The organism is Streptomyces sp. NPDC059582 (genome assembly GCF_042735715.1).
Lineage (GTDB): Bacteria > Actinomycetota > Actinomycetes > Streptomycetales > Streptomycetaceae > Streptomyces.
The window spans coordinates 55142-72508 of sequence record NZ_JBHWCC010000023.1 but is presented as its reverse complement, the minus strand read 5'-3'; the positions used below and the strand labels follow the sequence as shown (position 1 = coordinate 72508).

Below are 17367 nucleotides of genomic sequence, written 5' to 3'. Positions count from 1 at the left end.
TCCGGCGGATCCCGCCCGCAGTGACCCCCGCACCCCGCCCCGCCGCTCGGAAGCCGAATCCGGACACACGAGGAGTGCCATCGTGGCCCCAGACCGTGGAGACATCTGGCACGAGAACCCCTTCCCGCTGATCCCGGTCGTACGCCTCGGTCCGGCGTCCGACCTGGGAGACCCCACCGTGCGGGGGGCCGACTCGGGCAACGCCCACATCGACACCCCGCTCGTCGAGGATCTCCAGGCACTCGTCGACGACTACTTCGCGCCGCCCGCCGCGCCCGGCCGGCGTGGCCGGGCCATCGCCCTGGTGGGCGGGTTCGGTCTCGGCAAGAGCCACGCGCTGCGCCGGATGTACCAGAAGGTGCGTGAGCGGCACCCCGAGTCGGCGATGTGGATCGTGGACGAGCCGGCGCAGGACATGGGGCGGCTCTACCGTGACCGGCTGCGCGGTCCCGGCGACTCGCCGCAGGGCCGCCAGGCCTTCGAGGAGCTGGTGCGGGACTACTACGCGTACGTGACGGCGGGCTGGGTGGGCGCTCAGGACGACGATCCGCGCCGGGACACGCTCCAGGAGATCGCGACCGGGCTGCGCGAACGCACACTGGACCCGGACAAGGTGGTGGCGGCACTGCGCTACGACCCCGAGGTGATCCACGCCGACCTGCGGGGCACGCTCGGCGAGGTCACGGAGCACCGCCGGTTCGCGACCGCGCTGGCCCTGCTGCTGGAGCCGCCGTTCAAGCGCATGGTGTGGAACTGGCTCGGCGGCGAGGAGCCTGCCGAGCCGTTGCGCGAGCGGGGCATCACCGAGGCGATCGGCCCGTCCGGCGGCGGGGCGGGCACCGCGGCCGGTATCGACCGGGTCTTCGACGCGCTGGCGGTGCAGGGCTTCCTGCACGGCCGGGTCGGCACCCCCTACATCCTGCTGCTCGACTCCCTGGAGAAGGTGCTCGACTGGCCGGAGGAGAACCGGCGCACCTTCCTGGACGCCTTCGAGCGGCTCGTCAACATCTATACGAGCCACGGCGGTCTGCTGGTCTTCTGCACCCCGCCCGAGGGCCTGCGGACACTGCGGGCGAGCATGCACGAGCGGGTGGTGCAGCTGTGGCCTACGGGCCTGAGCGACGAGCACACCCGGGAGCTGGTCGCCAAGTACCTCGCGGCGAGCGGCGAACGGGCGGCCGCCGGGACGCCGGTCACGGGACCGTTCCAGGAGGAGGCGCTGCGGCTGCTGCACGAGCTGACCGAGGGCGTGCCGCGCGAGGTGCTCAAGGTGTGCCGGCTGGCGTGGCAGCTCAGCGAGGAGCCGGAGGTTCCCGGCGCCCCCGCCGAGGCCCAGGTGCCGGTGGTGCGTTCGGTGACCGGGGCGACGGTGCTGAAGGCGGTGCGGCAGCTGCACGAGCGGGTCTCGTACCGGCAGGTCCTCAACGACGTGCACGAAGCGCTGGACCTGGGGCAGTGGCGGATCGCCTCGCGTGATCCGGTGCCGGCGCGGCTGTCGCGTTCGCCGGGCGGCCGGGACGAGGTGGTGCACTGGCTGTCGCCCGCTCCGAACGCCTACCTGGCGGTGATCCACACCCGTTCGGTGCTTCTGGCCGACGACGCCGAACGCGTCGCGGCCCATGTGCACGGGCTGCGCAGCGCGGTGCGCCCGGGGCGGTTCGAGGCGCTGCTGGTGGTCAACGGGCTGGTCTCGCAGGCGATGCAGGACCGGCTGGGACGGGCGATCGGGTCGCGGCCGCTCGTGTACCGGCAGGGCGGGTTCGCGCAGAGCGTGCACGAGGCGCTGTTGCAACTGGAGCGGCGTCTGGTGGAGGAGCAGCGGGAGGGCGAGCTCGCCGAGCTGGGCGAGCAGATGCGGCGCGATCTGGAGCAGCAGCAGTCGGCCCACCTCGTCGAGCTGCGCCGCGTGTTCGCGACGCTGGCGATGGAGGCGCAGCCGGGTGCGGCCGGGGTGCCGACGACGACCGTACGGACCCCGGGTGAACCGGACGCGGGTGTCGCGGAGTTGCCGGTGCCGGTGCGGCGCAGGTTCCTCGACGCGCTGGCGATGCTGGAGACGGTGACGCGGCGGGTGGCCGGGCGGGCGGTGAACCGGCGGGCCGCGGCGACGGCCGCGGAGCTCAGCATGCTGGGCTGCGCCACGCTGGTGCGGCAGTTGACGGAGGAGTTCCGGGGCGCGGTGGCGGCCTGGGTGCGCAGCGCGGTCCCCGGTGCGCCGACCGAGCTCCAGCTCGGTGAACTGCGCCGGATCTGCCGGGAGTACGAGTGCGCGGTCGAGGTGCTGCCGGTGCATCTGCTGGGCGATGCCGAGCCCCCGCATCCGCTGACTCCGGCGCGTGCGGTGGAGGTGCTCGCGGAGGAGGTGTGGGGCTCGCTCAGCGCGGCCGGCGTGCCGTGAGCCCGCCGTCGGTCCGGCCGCTCAGCGGGGTGGCGGTGTGGTGACAGCGCCGACGGCCTGCGCCAGTCCCTGAAGGCGGCGTTCGGCGTTGTCGACCTGCCGCTGATCGAGGGTGACGCCGAGCAGGAAGGCGCCGGGCGACGTCCAGTGGACGTACACGGCGCCCTCCTGCACATCGAGGACGAGCCGGTCCACGGGGGCGCGGCCGGGGACGGGCGGGGCGACCAGGGAGAGCGCGTCGGTGAGACGGACGAGGTGGCCGCGCAGGCTGCGGGAGAGGTCACGGTAGGCGGTGCGCCGGGTGCGGACGCTGACGTCGATGAAGCGTGGGCCGACCTCATGGGCGTCGAACACGTCGCCGACGCAGACCAGGGTCCAGTCCCGGTAGTAGCCCGCGTAGTGCAGGTCGGTGGTGTTCACGTGGGTGCGCCACAGGCTGCGGAGCTGCTCCTCGTAGACGACGTCCGGCGCGGCGGCCGTACCGAAGTCGACGTGCGGACCGTCGGGGCCCGCTCCCGTGCGCGGGTGGGCCTTGGCCTCGGGGTCGCCGCCGGGCTTCTCGTCGGGCAACGAGTGCACCTCGGTGCGGATCCGGGTGACGAGGTGGTTCATGGCGGCGTCCATCGCGGGGACCCCCTCGGGCAGGTCCGTCACCGCCGCCAGGAACTCGCCGGGGCGGGCGCGCCCGCCCCACAGACCGCCGCGCGTGTTGGCGACGACCGTGCGCATCAGTTCACCGGTGCCCAGCGGCCGCAGGACCGCCCCGAGGTCCTGGGCGCACAGCAGCAGCCGGCTGCCGGGCAGCGCCTCGCTCTCCTCCTCGTCGCCCGGTTCGGCGACCAGGCTGCTGAGCGGGGCGCGCGGGAGGCGGAAGACGGTGAAGTCGAGGATGCCGTTGCTGTAGTGGGACAGCGAGCGGATCCGGGGCGTCCCCACGACCTCCTCCTCGCACAGCGCGGTGATCCGGCCGTGACGCTTGTCGGTCCAGTGGGACTCCTTCAGCGTGTGCGTGCGGTGGGCTATGGGGGCTGCCACGGGTGCTCGCCTTTCGGTGGTGGGTGCGGGGCCGCTCGCGGCCGGCCGGCGTCGGCGGTGCGCTACACGTCGGGCAGTTCCAGGTCGATGTCGTAGCCCGACTGGGGTGCCGGGCGGGCGGTCTCGGCGGTGGTGAGCTGGTCGAGGTGCTGGCTCACCCGGCGCCCGTCGGGGCGGTGCGCGACGCCGAGGTCACGCAGCCGGCTCAGCGCGACCCCGGCGAGCGCGGCCGCCTCGTCGCGGCGGCCGGCGGTGGCGAGCGTGGCGGCCAGGGAGTTCTCCGCGGCGGCCACCCAGGGATGGGCCTGGCCCAGCTTGTGGGTGAGGAGGTTCAGCGCGTGCCGGCCCACCTCCTCGGCCAGCCGGACCTCGCCCGTGGCCCGCAGGTACACGCCGTGGCGCACCTGGCACAGGGCGGTGTACGGGTGCCCCGGGCCGAATCGCCGGGCGAGGGTGTCCCCGCACTGCCGGGCCTGCTGTTCGGCCTCGTCGGCCTTGCCGAGGGCGTGCAGGTCGGCGGCGTAGCTGAACTGGCAGCGCAGGGTGTCGAACCGGTCGGCGCCGAAGCGGCCGATGTACAGGCGCAGCGCCCGCTGGTCGCGTTCGTGGGCGAGTTCGTAGCCGTAGCGCGGGTCCTTGACCGCCGGGAAGCCGTCGGCGAGGCGGCGTTCGCTGACGGCGAGGCCCACTTCGGTGTTGAGACGGTCGCCGTCCCAGATGTCGCCGTGCCGGCGCAGCCGCTGGCGCAGCAGGTCGTGGGCCTCGCCGTCGCGGCCCGCGGCGCGGTAGAGGTAGGCGAGCAGGTCGGCGCTGTCCCAGGCGACCTCGTCGTCGGCGCCGCCGACGGCCTGCCGGTAGCGGAAGCGTTCCTGGACGCGGCTGAGGGCGCGGGCGACACGGCCGGTGAGGGCCTCGGTGAGGGCGACGTTGTACTCGACCTGGATGGTGGCGGGATGCTTCCAGCCGAGCAGCAGTTGCAGTCCGTCCAGGGCGGGGCGCAGTTGGAGCAGGGCGTCGTCGAACCTGCCGAGGGTGCGCAGGGTCGCCGCGTAGGAGTCGGCGGACAGCAGGGTGCGGGGGTGGGTGGTGCCGAGGAGTCTGCGGTGTCCGCCCAGTGCCTCCTGGGCGAGACGGCGGGAGGTGTCGTAGTCGCCGCGCAGACGGTGGGCGCGGGCGGTGAAATTGAGCAGCCTCAGGTACTCGGGGGACTGCTCGTCGCCGTCGGCCCGCCAGTTGTCGCGGGCGCGGGCGGCGATCTCCAGGAGCCGGACGAGGTCGGCGGACTCGGCACGCCGGCTGAGGGCGCTGAGGTGGCGCAGCAGCGAGCGGCGCACCCGGGGCCGGGGGTCCTCCCACAGGCGCAGTGAGTACACCTCGCGGGCCCAGTCGGCGGGCAGGTCCTGGTGCTCCTGGGGGGCGTACTCGGCGAGGATGCCCCGGAGCACCGACTCGATGTGGTGGCGGTCCTCGTCGGCCATGCCCTCCCTGATCAGGTCACGCAGCGCGTGGTGCTGGGCGAGGGGCTGCGCGGCGCGGTCGAAGTCGACGTCCAGCAGGCCGACCTGGGCCAGGGCCCACAGGGCGACACTCACCATGTGCTCGTCGGGCAGCTGCACGTCGTCGGGGTGGCGGGTGCCGGGGGTGGGCGGCCGGTCGGCGTCGTCGTCGCGGGCCAGCTCGGACAGGATGCGGCGCGAGCGCAGCAGTTCCAGGCCCATGCCGCGGCCGGTGAGCAGGGAGGCGGCGTTCAGCAGCCAGCCGAGCGCGTCGTGTTCGGGGCTCTCGGCGCGCCACGCGACGGCGCCGGGGGTGGACTGTACGACGCGCCGGGCGACGCGGACCATCACGGCGAGCGGGGCCGCGCCCTCGGTGTGGCGCAGGAGTTCGGTCTTGCCTGCGCGGTACTCGGCGAGCACGTCGCCGACCGCGGCGCGCAGGGCGGCGTCCGGGTTCATGTGGTCGTCGCGGCGATGGACCGCGGCGCGTTCGGCGAGGCAGTGGGCGGCCAGGTGCAGGGCGTGCGGGACGAAGTCCACCACGTTCCCGAGCTGTCCGGCCTGCTGCTCGGTGATCTCCGGGACCCGCTCGGCGAGCAGCGCGCGGCTCTCCTCGAGGGTCATCGGGGGAATGGCCAGGGGGGTCAGGTGCGGGGGGCGGGTCTCGGGGACGCCCGGGGTGCCGGGGGCGCCGGCCGGGGTCTCCGGCTGCGGGGGGAGACGGCTGGTGATCAGAACGTGCCCGCGCTCGTGCGGCACGGGCAGCAGGCCGTCCAGGGAGGCGGGGTCGGTGACGCCGTCGTAGACGAGCAGCCAGGTGCCCAGGTCGTCGTCAGGACGGGACAGGCGGGTCAGCAGACGGGAGACACCGGCGTCGTCGGCGCTGGAGCCGAGCCGTTCCTCGGGGCTGCCGAGGCGGCCGGCCAACCGCGCGAGGCCGCGCTCCACGCGCTGCCGCTCCCAGGAACGCACCCACCACACCACGTCGTAGCCGGCGCCGTAGCGATGGCACAGTTCATAGGCGACCTCGCTCTTGCCCCAGCCGCTGGGCCCGTGCAGGACCGCGCAGTTGCCGTCGCGGCCGGCGGCGCGCAGAGTGCCGTCGAGCCGGGCGAGCAGGTCCCCCCGGTCGACGAACCCGCCGCCGCGCACGGTGAGGTTGGTGGTCTCGGGCAGCCGGGGGAAGCGGGCCGCGGCACGCGGCGCGGCGTGCTCGGCGGTGCCGAGGCCGAGGCCCCGGTACAGCAGCCGCAGCGCCTCCTCCTCGGTGGTGCCGCGCAGGTCGATCCGCTCGTGGTGCGCGGCCTCGGTGTGCGGGAACGGTTCGTCGACCAGGACGATGCGTACGTCGGTGTGAGAGAGTGCGCCGATCTGGGCGAGCAGCGTCTCGTCGGCGTCGTCGGGCGACAGGAACAGCAGGGCGCCGCCGGAGTCGGGGCGTTCGCCGGTGTAGGTGTCGGCGCGGCGCAGTTCGGTGCGTACTCCCTGCGCGGCGAGCCGGTCGCGCAGCCAGGCGGCCCAGGGCGCGTGCCGGGTGGAGTGGACGACGGTGACATCGGTCAGCCGCGCGGTACGACGGTCGCGCAGCCAGTCGGCGAGCCGCTCGTAGTAGGGGCGCAGGCCGGTGACGGTGCCGGCGTCCTCGGCCTCGACGGCGAGGCTGCGGCTGTCCTGGTACATCGGGTTGTACGGGATCTCCAGGAAGGGGATGTCGTCCTCGCCGAGGGTGCGGGCGATCGGGCCGAACTTGCGGCGCACCCGCTCGCGCGCGTTGCGCAGCCGGTCGTGGACGCCGACGTCGCTCTTGAGGCCGAGGGTGAGCAGCCGCGGGGGGCGGTCGGCCCGGCGCGCCGTGAGGTCCTCGGCGAGGGCGGCCGCTCCGTCGATGGACCAGGCGGTCATGGCGAATCCGACGACGAGCGCGTCGGCGTAGGCGGCGGGCCGGGTCGCCTCCGCCGCTTCCGGCGTGTCGGGGACCGGTGCCTCGATCAGGACGTGGTCGTAGGACGCGGCGACGGGGTCGGCGCCGAGGGCCGCCAGCGCGGGGCCGACGACGGCGGTCGTACGGACCTCGCCGGGTGCGGGCGGGGGGAGCTGGGCCGAGGGGCCGTCGGCTGCGGAGCGGCCGTTGACGACGAGGACGCTGCGGTTGGCCTCCGCGAGGATGTCGGCGGCGTTGCGCAGGGTGGTGCTCAGGCCGAGGTTCTCGGAGGTGGCGAGGAAGACGGCGAACGAAGCTCGTCCGTCAGGTGGGTTGACGTCTGGCATGACCTCTCCGCTCGGCGCGGCGCGACAGGGAAGGCGACAAGGAAAGCGACAGGGAAAGCGACAGGGACGGCGGCTGAGAAGGCGACGGGGAAGGCGGCAGGGCTGGGCGGCACCACGGGTAAATATTCGCAAAACGGACACAGAGGTGTCAGTATAGGGTCGCTCCGCGCACCGGGCGCTCATGCGCTCTCTTTGTGCCCGGTGACGAACGGATCACCCTCCGCGCAACCGGCGTACACCCGGCGCAGGACCACGCCGAGCACGGACTCCGGCAGGGCGGCGACGTCCTCGGGTGCGAGTGCGGTGAGGTCCAGGACGGTGGACTCGACGTCGGGCGTCGACCCACCGGCCCCACCCGCACGGGCCTCACCAGGGGCGACGCCTTCGGCTTCGGCCACGGTGTCCACTCCATGAGGTCTCGTGGACCGCCGCGGCGGCCCTCCGGACGCCTGCGCGCCGGCAGGCTACGGGACTGCCGTTTCAGGGTAGCGCCGAGGCCCGCTCCCGCGGCAGCGGTGGGAACCCATCGAGCGCCGGGGCGCCCACAATCGCCTCCCGGAAGGCACCCGTTGACTCATTCGTGATGTTGACGCTGGACGCACCACGAACGAATACTGGTCGAACAGAGTGCGCCGCCGACCACGCCGGGCCGGGTCCGCTGCGTACGTCTTCGGGGGGAAGCGGATGAGTCGACCGCCACTGCGCCATGCCGAGCCGCCCTGGCCGAGGGCCGCCGACGTGGAAGCGTCACAGGCGGCGGGCTGGGTGCCGTACCCGTTCCACTCCTTCGTCCTCAAGGTGCACAGCCGGTGCGACCTGGCATGCGACTACTGCTACATGTACCGCTCCCATGACCAGAGTTGGCGCACACAGCCGCGCACGATGGCCCCGGCGACCGTGGCCCGCGCCGCCGAACGCGTCGCCGCGCACCTGTCCGCGCACGGCGTCACGGAGGCGGGTGTGGTCCTGCACGGCGGCGAGCCCCTCCTGATCGGGGACACAGAACTCACCCGGACGGTACGGGTGTTGCGCGCGACAGTCGGTGACGGCATACGACTGCACCTCTCGCTCCAGACCAACGGCCTACGGCTGACCCGGCAACGCTTGGACCTGTGCGGCGAGTTGGGCCTGCGAATCGGCGTGAGCACCGACGGGGGGCGGGCCGCGCACGACCGGCACCGGCGCGGCGCCGACGGACGCGGCAGCCACACCAGGGTCCGGACGGCGCTGCGCCTCCTCGCCGAGGACGTCTACCGCCCGCTGTTCGGCGCCCTGTTGTGCACGATCGACCTGCGCAACGACCCGGTGCGCACCTACGAGGATCTCCTCGAACACCGCCCGCCGGCCGTCGACTTCCTTCTTCCGCTGGGCAACTGGGACACCCCGCCGCCGGGGCTGGACCCCGCCGGGCGGCGCACCCCCTACGCGGACTGGCTGTGGGCCGTCTTCGAGCGCTGGTACGACGCCCCGGCCCAGGAGACGCGGGTACGACTCCTCGACGACCTGCTCGCGCTGCTGCTCGGCGGCACCCCGCGGACGGAGTCGCTCGGCCTGGCCCCCGTGCGGTACGCGGTGGTGGAGACGGACGGCTCCCTCGCCCAGGACGACGCCCTGCGCACCGCCTACGACGGCGCCGTCCGCACCGGACTCGACATCCGGCGCCACTCCTTCGACGAACTCCTGCGCCATCCGGGCGTCGCGGCCCGCCAGTGGGGCGCCGACGGCCTGTGCGCCCGGTGCCGGGCCTGCCCGCTGCACCGGGTGTGCGGCGGCGGCCACTACGCGACCCGCTACCGACACGACACCGGGTTCGCCAACCCGAGTGTGTACTGCGCGGAACTGACGGAACTGATCGGCCGGGTACGGCACCGACTGCGGGCGGACATGACGGGAACCGGCCTGACGCGGGGGGACACGGGGTCGAGGCGGGATGGGGAACGGCCGACCGACTCGGCACAGGAACGGCCGGACGACACGGCGCGAAAGCGGCACACCGACCCGGCACAGGGACGACAGGCAGACCCGGCACAACAACAGCACACCCAACCGGCACAGGGACGACAGCCAGACCCGGCACAACAACAGCAGACCCACCCGGCACAGGGACGACAGGCAGACCCGCGGCAGGATCCGTCGACCGGTCGGCGCCGGAGTTCGCCTCCCGCGCGGGGACCTGCCCCCGGGGCCGATCGGCGACGAGGCGCGGATCCGGGCCGGTGGCGGGGTCCGGGTGCGACGGGAGCGGAGGTGGCATGACGCCGTCGCCGCATCGTATGCCGGGCGAACTGTTCGACGAGGTCGCCGCGGGCGGGGGCGGGGCCGGCGCCCTGCGGTTGCTGGCCCGCGCCGAGCACAGCCGGCGCCTGGCCAGCATGTACGCCGCGACGGCCGCGGCCCGGGCGGCCGGGGGACCGGTGGCCGAGGAGGCCGGGCGCGCCTGGGAGCTGTTCGCCGCCGCCACGCGCGCGGCTCCCGAGGCGGCGGCCGCCGTGCTGACCCACCCGGCGGCCGGACCCGCCCTGTTCGGACTGCTCGCGCACCTGACGCGGCGGGACGATCCGGAGCGATCGCCCGTGCGGTGGTTCACCGCGCTGGCCGCCGCCGCGGCGGTGCACGCGGAGTTGCCGGGGCGGGTGGAGTGGCCGGTGGACGGCCCGTGGGTGGTGCTGCCGTCGCTCGGCAGGGCCCGATTCCCCGAGGCGGGCTCCGGGGGCCGGGCCGAGATACGCGTCGATGCGGCCGGCCGGGCCCGGCTCTCGCTGCGCGGACACTCCCCCGGCGCCGCTCCCGGAACCCTGACGGTGCCCGCGTCCCCGTACCGCAGCGCGGGCCGCTGGCACGGGGCGCACCTGCTCGCCACCTTCGACTCCGGCGCCCCGCTGCTGCTCGACGTCCTGGACCAGCCGGGATTCCCGAACGCGGCGCGCTGCCCCGACGACCTGGACGCCGACGAGGTGCGCCGCTGGGCGGCGGTGGCACGCGAGGCCTGCGGTCTGCTGCGCACGGACCACCCGGAGCTGTACACGGAACTGGCCGCGGGGCCACGCCTGTTGGTGCCCCTCGTCGGCCGTGGCCAGGGAACCGTCAGCGGGAGCAGCGCGGAGACGTTCGGGTGTGTGGCGATGTCCCGGCCGACGACGGGGCCGGGCTTCGCGGTGACGATGACGCACGAGATGCAGCACAACAAGTTCGCGGCGCTGCTGCACCTGTTCGACCTGCTGGAGCCGGGCGGCCCGGAAGGCTTCTACGCCCCCTGGCGCCCCGACCCGCGTCCCCTGCTCGGCCTCTTCCACGGCGCGTACGCCCATCTCGGCGTGGCACGCTTCTGGGCTCGGCAGCGCGAGACGGAGCCGGACCCGGGACTGCGTACGGAGGCACACATGCAGTTCGCTCGCTGGCGCCTGGCGGCACGGGAGGCGACGCTCGTGACCCTGGCCTCGGGCCGGCTCACGCCCCTGGGCGTCCGTTTCGCCGACCGGATGCTGCGGACCCTCGACGCCTTGTGCCGACTGCCGGTCCCCGCGAGTGCCAGGCACCGCGCCGAATCGGCGGCCCGCGCGCACCGCGCGGCGTGGCGGGAGCGCAACGGGAGCACGGCGCGGATGCTGTCGGCGTGAACCCGGATCCGCAGACCGCGCGGAGAAACGCAGAAGACCCCTGATCGACAGGGGTCTCAGCTGTAGCTGGTGTCCGAGGGGCGAGTTGACCACGGCCGATGCGCTCGTGATCGCGCAAGGGCGGCTCCGGCCAAGACCCACGGATCCGACAGGAGGGCCACTCTTCGCGCTGTCACCATCGTCAATGTGGGCAGCGTGGAGTTCTGTTCGCTCCCGTGGGATGGCTGCTGCGCGTGGTGCTGCCGCAGGCGGGGGCGGTGGTCGCGGCGGGTGCGGGCCTGTTGCTGCTCATCGGGCTCGGCCAGTTGCTGTTGAGCCGCGCCGCCGACGTCAAGGACGTCATGCTCACCTCGTGCGGGTGGCCCCTGGGCGCCGGGCTCACCCGGCTTCGTACGCGGGCCTCGTAGCCGGGTTCGAAAGCCCAGCTTTCGACGCCCGGCAACCCGGCTCTCGACTGGTGGGTGACCGGCAGTGGAAGGGTCGGTGAACTGGGACATCTCCAGTTGCCGGGTGTTGTGCGAGCACTGCAGGGTTGGGGCCGACCGCCGTTCCCCTCACCATGGAAGTGCTCGACTGTGCGTCTGCTGACGTTTCTCGCCGCCCTTGTTGCCGTTCTCTTCGTCGCCACTCCGGCGCAGGCACACATCCGTGCGACTTCGGTCGCGGTCGATCTGCGCAGCCAGGGCGACGACGTCACGGCTGTCGTCGACGTGGAGTACGACGTCCTCGCCCGGCTGCTGAGCCTCGACGGTGTCCTGAGCCCGGACGCGGCCGGCGCGGACGGCACGGCCGCCGAGGTGCCGACCGGGGTGCGGCGCAGTTCGCTGGACGCGCACGCGAGCGACGTGGCGGCGTACGTCGGCGAACGGCTGCGGCTGAGCCGCGGCTCGATCGGGTGCACCGCTGCGGACGGTGCCCGCGTCGAACTCGCCGACTCCGGCGCGGTGCGGGTCGCGCTCGCCTACGACTGCCCGGCGTCCGGCGCGCTCACCGTCCGCAGCGACATCTTCCGCGCCTCCGACGGCGTCATCGACGACACCACCACGATGGTGGCCTACGACATCGATGGCCGCCGCGGTACGACGTTGCTCGACACCGCCCGCACCAGCGTCACGGTGGGGCACACCGACCTGCTCAGCGAGATCCCGCGGTTCGTCCGGCTCGGGGCGGAGCACCTGCTCTTCGGGCTCGACCACGTGCTGTTCCTGCTGGCGCTGCTGCTGGGCGCGAAGCGCCTCCGCGACGTCGTCGAGGTCGCCACGGCCTTCACGATCGCCCACTCGGTGACCCTGGTGCTGGCCGCGATCGGCTGGGTCAGCGTGCCCGGGTGGATCGTCGAGCCGCTCATCGCGCTGTCGATCGCGTTCGTCGCGCTCGACAACCTGCTCTCGCCGAAGACGCGTCACCGGCTGCCCGTGGTCTTCGGTTTCGGGCTGCTGCACGGGCTCGGCTTCGCGGGCGCGCTCAGCGTCGACGGGCCGCTGTCGGCCTCGACGCTGGCCGACCTGGTCTCCTTCAACGTCGGCATCGAACTCGTCCAGTTGACGATCATCGCGCTCATCTTCCCGGCGCTGCTGTTCCTGCGCAGGGCCGCGACCACGCCGGTCGCCGCCCGCGCCCTCACGCTCGGCACCGTCGCGGCGACCATCGCCGTCGCAGGTGCCGGTCTGGTCTGGTTCGGCGAACGCTCCCCGCTCCTGACCTGACACCCACCTCCCCGCACTCTCAAGGATCCCGATGTCCGTGTTCACCTGGACACGCGCACACATGCGCGCTGTCCTGTACACCACCATGCTGGGGCTTGCCTCCACTGTGGTGGCGGGCCCGCTCACGCTGTACGCGGCGACCGCCATCGACCCGCCGGAGGCCACCGTCAGCGGCGTCGCGTACGTCGACGCCAACGGCGACGGCCGACGCAGCTCCGACGAGGCCGGCCTGGCCGGTGTGCGCGTCTCCGACGGCACGGCCACCACCACGACCGCCGCCGACGGCTCCTACTCGCTGACGATCTCCACCGACCGTCGCAAGACGGACATCGTGTGGGCCGGTCAGCCGCGGGGCTACCGGTTCGGCCTGGACGAGTACAAGGAGCCGAGGTTCTGGGCGAACCTCGGCCAGCTCGCCGACGACGCCACGCCGACCGCGGACTTCGCGCTCGTCCGTGACGAAATCTCCGACGGCGACACCTTCTCCTGGGCCAACATCGCCGACCCGCACGTCAACGCGCAGCTGCCCGACCAGATCCGCGAGATCAACTCCACGGGCACCGACCTGCGCTTCATCGCGGTCAGCGGCGACCTCACCAACGACGCCAGCCAGGGACACTTCGACACGTATCGTCTCGGCACCCAGCAGTCGGCCGTCGGCGTGTGGCCGGCCGTCGGCAACCACGAGTACGCGAGCGGGTCGGCGTACGAGGACAAGATCGACAACTATCGCAAGAACGTCGGTCCGGAGTGGTACTCGTTCAACTACGGCAACCGGCACTTCGTGGTGCTCGAGAACAACGGCTCGGCGCCGTTCGACGAGGAGTTGAACTGGCTCAAGGACGATCTGGCCGCGAGCGTTCCGCTCGATGACGACCCGACCGACAACATCGAGCTCGTCGTCCTCACCCACCAGCCGATGAACGTCCCGTTCGGCTCGCCGTCGACGTACGACGCCTTCGGTGACGTGCTCGAGCAGTACAAGGCGCAGCTGATCCTCGTCGGCCACGAGCACTCCAACCACGTCGAGAACCACTCGGCGTTCGCCTCTACCGCCAAGCACATCCAGACCGTGTCGAGCTCCTACACCATCGACAACGCGCCCCGCGGCTTCCGCTACATCCACATGGCGGGTGCGGGCTTCGACAATCCGTTCCGGATGTACGGCGAGAACGAGCACCTCACCATCGTCAGTCCCGCGCCCGATTCCAAGGTGCCGGCCGCGAAGTTCCCGGGCATCCAGATCAACGCCTACGACACCGGTGACGAGGTCGTCTCGGCGCGCTACCGGATCGACGGCGACAAGAAATGGATACCGCTGCACGACAGCGGCGAGTTCACCTGGCAGCGCGACCTGCCCAACCACCTGCAGAAGGCCGGTAAGCACCGCGTCGACGTGCAGGTGGTCGACGCGGCGGGCAAGACCTGGACCAAGTCGGCGGACTTCACCCTCACCCGCGAGCCGGCGCTCAAGCCGGTCGCCGGCGGTGACTGGAACCAGCACCACGGCAACGAGGCCCACTCCGGTGTCGCGCCGGCACAGGAGGCCGGCCGCCGTCTGGCCTGGAGCTTCCGCACCGACGGCACCTTCCTCACCGGGTCGCCGGTGATCCACGACGGCGTCGTCTACGCGGGCACCCGCGACGAGAACGGCGACGGCAACAGCCGGATCCACGCCGTCCGGCTCAAGGACGGCAAGGAGCTGTGGAACTTCAAGGTGCCGCAGTCGATCCACGGCAGCCTCGCCTACGGTGACGGCCTGATCTTCGCGCCGACCCTGGGCTCGGAGCTCTACGCCGTCGACGCGAGGAGCGGCAAGCCGCGCTGGAAGGCCGTGCCCGAGCAGGCGCCGGCCCCCAACAACCAGCGCACCTATGGCTACTACTCGCCGGCCGTCTCCGGCCACACCGTGCTCTGGCCCTACCAGACCCGCTTCGGCATCGGCAGCCAGGGCGTCCTCAAGGCGCTCGACACCCGCACCGGCGAGCAGATCTGGGCCTCTCCGATGTCCGGCGCGACCATGAGTGACGGCACGCCCGCCGTCATGGACGGCACCGTGTACGTCGGCAACGAGACCGCCGACCGCGTGCTCGCCTACGACCTGGCCACCGGCGCCCGCAAGTGGACCGGAGCCGAGTCGCTCGGCAGCTGGCAGGACGGCGTACCGACCGCGGCCGAGGGCAAGGTCTTCATCGGCGCCAACAACGGCATCGCCGCCCGTGACGCCAAGACCGGCGCGACGCTGTGGACCTACCGGAGCTCGCGCTCCTCGCTCGTCTCGAGCGGCTCGACCCCGAGCGCCGCGGCCGTCAAGGACGGCGTCGTATACATGGGCTTCCCGAGCGGCGCCGTCGTCGCCCTCGACGCCCAGACCGGCAACGTCATCTGGGAGCGGATGCTGCCCGGCGACATCTATCACGGTGGCGTCATGTCCAGCCCGGTCGTGGCCGGCGGCACGCTCTTCGTCGGCGCCAACAACGGCAGGTTCTACACCCTGGCCACCGACACCGGCCAGATCCTGTGGAGCCACGAGACCGGCACCTGGGTGGGCGCCGGCCCGGCCGTCAGCGGCAACACCGTCGTGACGGGCGCCTGGGACGGCAACCTCTACGCCTACGTGCCGGGCGGCGAGGCCGCGAAGCGCTGGGCGACCGTGACCGGCACGGTCAGCGACCCGGAGACGGGCGCTCCGATCGCCGGCGCGAAGGTCACCGCCGTCGCCGCCGGTCAGGACACCGCGGTGACCAGCACCGACGCCAAGGGCCGCTACCTGATGGGTCTGCCGGCGTCGACCTGGACCGTCACGGCGGCCAAGCGCGGCCTGATCGCCGACGACCGCTCCGAGGTCAGCGTCACGGTCGGCACCACCGGCAACGAGAAGGCCGACCTGAAGCTGATCAAGGTGATCCACCCGGTCGCCGGCAAGTCGACGTACGCGCCGGACTACGGCAACGGCAGCACGCGCACCGACGTCGTCACGGGCACGGAGTACTACTACCTGGCCAACGACAGGATGCGGGCGTCGGTGACTCCGTACGCCGCCGGCAACAACGGCGTCGGCGGTCTGGGCCAGGGCGCGCTGTCGGACGTCATGCTCAACGACGCCAGCGGCGCTGAGACCCTCGACTGGGCAGAGATGCTGCTGCGTCCGAGCCTCACGCCGCCCGACTCGTGGGACCGGCCGAACGACCAACTCGACCTGCCCGACCTAGCGGTCGACGGCGCTGCCGTGGTCGGCAACGGTCAGTACCGGGCGGACCCGGCCATCAAGGCGCAGGTCCGCTACGAGACCCTGCCCGACGCTCCGATCGTGAAGATGACGGTCAAACTGACCAACACCGGCACGACGGGCTACCAGGGCTACTTCAACTACATGATCGACCCCGACAGCTCGGTCGACAACGGCCGGATCCCCGGGTTCAGCGGCACCAACCCGGGTCTGAAGACCTCGGGCTGGACCGGGAACTACGTCTACGTCGGTGCTGACACGGCCACCACGAACGGCCAGGCCGCTCACGGTCTCGCCTGGGCACAGGACACGCCGGCCGCGGTCGGTGCGTACGGCTACGTCGAGGGTCTCTACTACGACGCCACGATGGCGCCCGGTGCCACCAAGCAGTTCAGCTTCTACCACCTGACCGACTACGCGACCGCCGGTGGCGACCCCACCCGCACCATCGCGAGGTGGGCCGACGAGATCGACCTGCACGACGCGGCCGTCCCGGACGCCGCTCGCGCGGCCGGCACGATCACCGCGGGCGGCGCCGCCGTCTCCGGTGCCCGGGTCGCCCTCGAGCAGGACGGCAAGGTGGTCGCGACCACGAGCACCGACGCCCAAGGCAAGTACCGCGTCAAGGCCCCGGCCGGTCAGTACGACATCCGGGTGTCCAAGCTGGGCTACCAGACGGCCGCGGACAAGGTCACCGTGCCGGCGGCGGGCAGCGGCGTCGCCGACGTCGCGCTGAGCCCGGTGAAGGTCGAGGCGAGCTACGGCAAGCAGATCGGCTCGGGTCTGGTCGAGGCAGGCCACGGCGACGTCATGCTCGAGAACGACAAGCTCTCGATGGCGATCGCCGATGCCTTCAACGACTCGCAGCTCTCCGGCAGCACTCGCGGCAAGCCGGTCGACATCGCCGTCCGCGGCATGGCCGACCAGTTCGACTGGATCAACCTGCCCTACGTCTCGGCGACCCAGCCGACCGGCGGTAACGCGTGGGACGTCCGGACGGTGGCGGCGACCGACGTCAAGATCGTCCAGGCGGCCGGCGACAAGGCCGTCGTCCGGGTATCCGGGCCGGTCAACGGCTTCACGGGTCTGACGGCGACGACGACGTACACGCTGAAGCCGGGCGACGACTTCGCCACGGTCTCGACGGAGTTGAAAAACTCCGGCTCGGCTCCCCTCAGCGTGTGGACCGGTGACGCGATGGACCACGACGCGGCCGGCCAGGCCAGTGTCATCCCGGGCACCGGCATCGTCGCGCCGGGTGCGACGACGGCGTACACCCCGACCAAGCCGTACATCGGTATGACCGGGACCGACCCGCAGGTGTTCGGTCTCGTCTACGGCACGCCGGCCGGCGCCTTCGACGTCTACGCCGCGGGCAACTGGGTGATGAGCCGATTCAACGTCGACGTGCCGGCGGGCGGTTCCTACACCCTCACCCGCAAGCTCGTCGTCACCCCGGGCACCGACGCGGTGGGCATCCTCGACGAGGTCCCCGCGCCGTAACGCCCACCCACCCCACCACACGGGGCCGGCCCGGACTCCAACCGGGCCGGCCCCGTGCGCCGATCCGCCAACCACGCGGAGGGTCGCGTCAGATGGCCTGCATCACCACGACCTC

The 17367-nt window shown here is 72.7% G+C and carries 9 protein-coding genes; 6 read left to right on the top strand and 3 right to left on the bottom strand.

Annotated features, from left to right (window positions below):
• Nucleotides 1–82: 82 nt before the first annotated feature.
• Nucleotides 83–2398 (top strand): hypothetical protein, encoded by a 2316-nt coding sequence (locus ACFV0T_RS20740; protein ID WP_385780938.1) that lies wholly within the window; start codon nucleotides 83–85, stop codon nucleotides 2396–2398.
• A gap of 21 nt (nucleotides 2399–2419) precedes the next feature.
• Here the strand turns inward: ACFV0T_RS20740 and ACFV0T_RS20735 are convergent, their stop codons facing one another.
• The 3 genes from ACFV0T_RS20735 to fxsA form a co-directional block, all read right to left on the bottom strand.
• The gene (locus tag ACFV0T_RS20735) at nucleotides 2420–3433 is read right to left on the bottom strand and encodes a hypothetical protein (protein ID WP_385780935.1); all 1014 of its coding nucleotides are present in this window, start codon (nucleotides 3431–3433) and stop codon (nucleotides 2420–2422) included.
• 62 nt (nucleotides 3434–3495) lie between these two features.
• Nucleotides 3496–7197, bottom strand: a complete 3702-nt coding sequence (gene fxsT, locus ACFV0T_RS20730) for an FxSxx-COOH system tetratricopeptide repeat protein (RefSeq protein ID WP_385780932.1) — start codon at nucleotides 7195–7197, stop codon at nucleotides 3496–3498.
• A 179-nt stretch (nucleotides 7198–7376) separates the two neighbouring features.
• Nucleotides 7377–7595, bottom strand: a complete 219-nt coding sequence (fxsA, locus tag ACFV0T_RS20725; RefSeq protein WP_385780929.1) for an FxSxx-COOH cyclophane-containing RiPP peptide — start codon at nucleotides 7593–7595, stop codon at nucleotides 7377–7379.
• Nucleotides 7596–7881: 286 nt separating this feature from the next.
• On the opposite strand from fxsA, the gene ACFV0T_RS20720 reads away from it, so the two are divergent.
• From ACFV0T_RS20720 to ACFV0T_RS20700, 5 genes are all read left to right on the top strand, one after another.
• The gene (locus ACFV0T_RS20720) at nucleotides 7882–9453 is read left to right on the top strand and encodes an FxsB family cyclophane-forming radical SAM/SPASM peptide maturase (RefSeq protein ID WP_385780926.1); all 1572 of its coding nucleotides are present in this window, start codon (nucleotides 7882–7884) and stop codon (nucleotides 9451–9453) included.
• Nucleotides 9450–10814 (top strand): aKG-HExxH-type peptide beta-hydroxylase, encoded by a 1365-nt coding sequence (locus tag ACFV0T_RS20715; RefSeq protein ID WP_385780923.1) that lies wholly within the window; start codon nucleotides 9450–9452, stop codon nucleotides 10812–10814. Before ACFV0T_RS20720 ends, ACFV0T_RS20715 begins: the two co-directional genes overlap by 4 nt.
• 143 nt (nucleotides 10815–10957) lie before the next feature.
• Complete coding sequence (locus ACFV0T_RS20710) at nucleotides 10958–11221, top strand: VanZ family protein (RefSeq protein WP_385781083.1); 264 nt, start codon at nucleotides 10958–10960, stop codon at nucleotides 11219–11221.
• Between the two features lie 168 nt (nucleotides 11222–11389).
• The gene (locus tag ACFV0T_RS20705; RefSeq protein WP_385780920.1) at nucleotides 11390–12520 is read left to right on the top strand and encodes a HupE/UreJ family protein; all 1131 of its coding nucleotides are present in this window, start codon (nucleotides 11390–11392) and stop codon (nucleotides 12518–12520) included.
• 61 nt (nucleotides 12521–12581) lie between these two features.
• On the top strand, nucleotides 12582–17252 hold the full coding sequence (locus ACFV0T_RS20700) for a PQQ-binding-like beta-propeller repeat protein (protein ID WP_385780917.1): 4671 nt from the start codon (nucleotides 12582–12584) through the stop codon (nucleotides 17250–17252).
• Nucleotides 17253–17367 lie beyond the last annotated feature (115 nt).

Bases quoted from the DNA above. Each gene is read 5' to 3' on its own strand.
- ACFV0T_RS20700 (WP_385780917.1), top strand. From the start codon at position 12,582: ATGCGCGCTGTCCTGTACACCACCATGCTGGGGCTTGCCTCCACTGTG.
- fxsT (WP_385780932.1), bottom strand. From the start codon at position 7,197: ATGCCAGACGTCAACCCACCTGACGGACGAGCTTCGTTCGCCGTCTTC.
- ACFV0T_RS20720 (WP_385780926.1), top strand. From the start codon at position 7,882: ATGAGTCGACCGCCACTGCGCCATGCCGAGCCGCCCTGGCCGAGGGCC.
- ACFV0T_RS20715 (WP_385780923.1), top strand. From the start codon at position 9,450: ATGACGCCGTCGCCGCATCGTATGCCGGGCGAACTGTTCGACGAGGTC.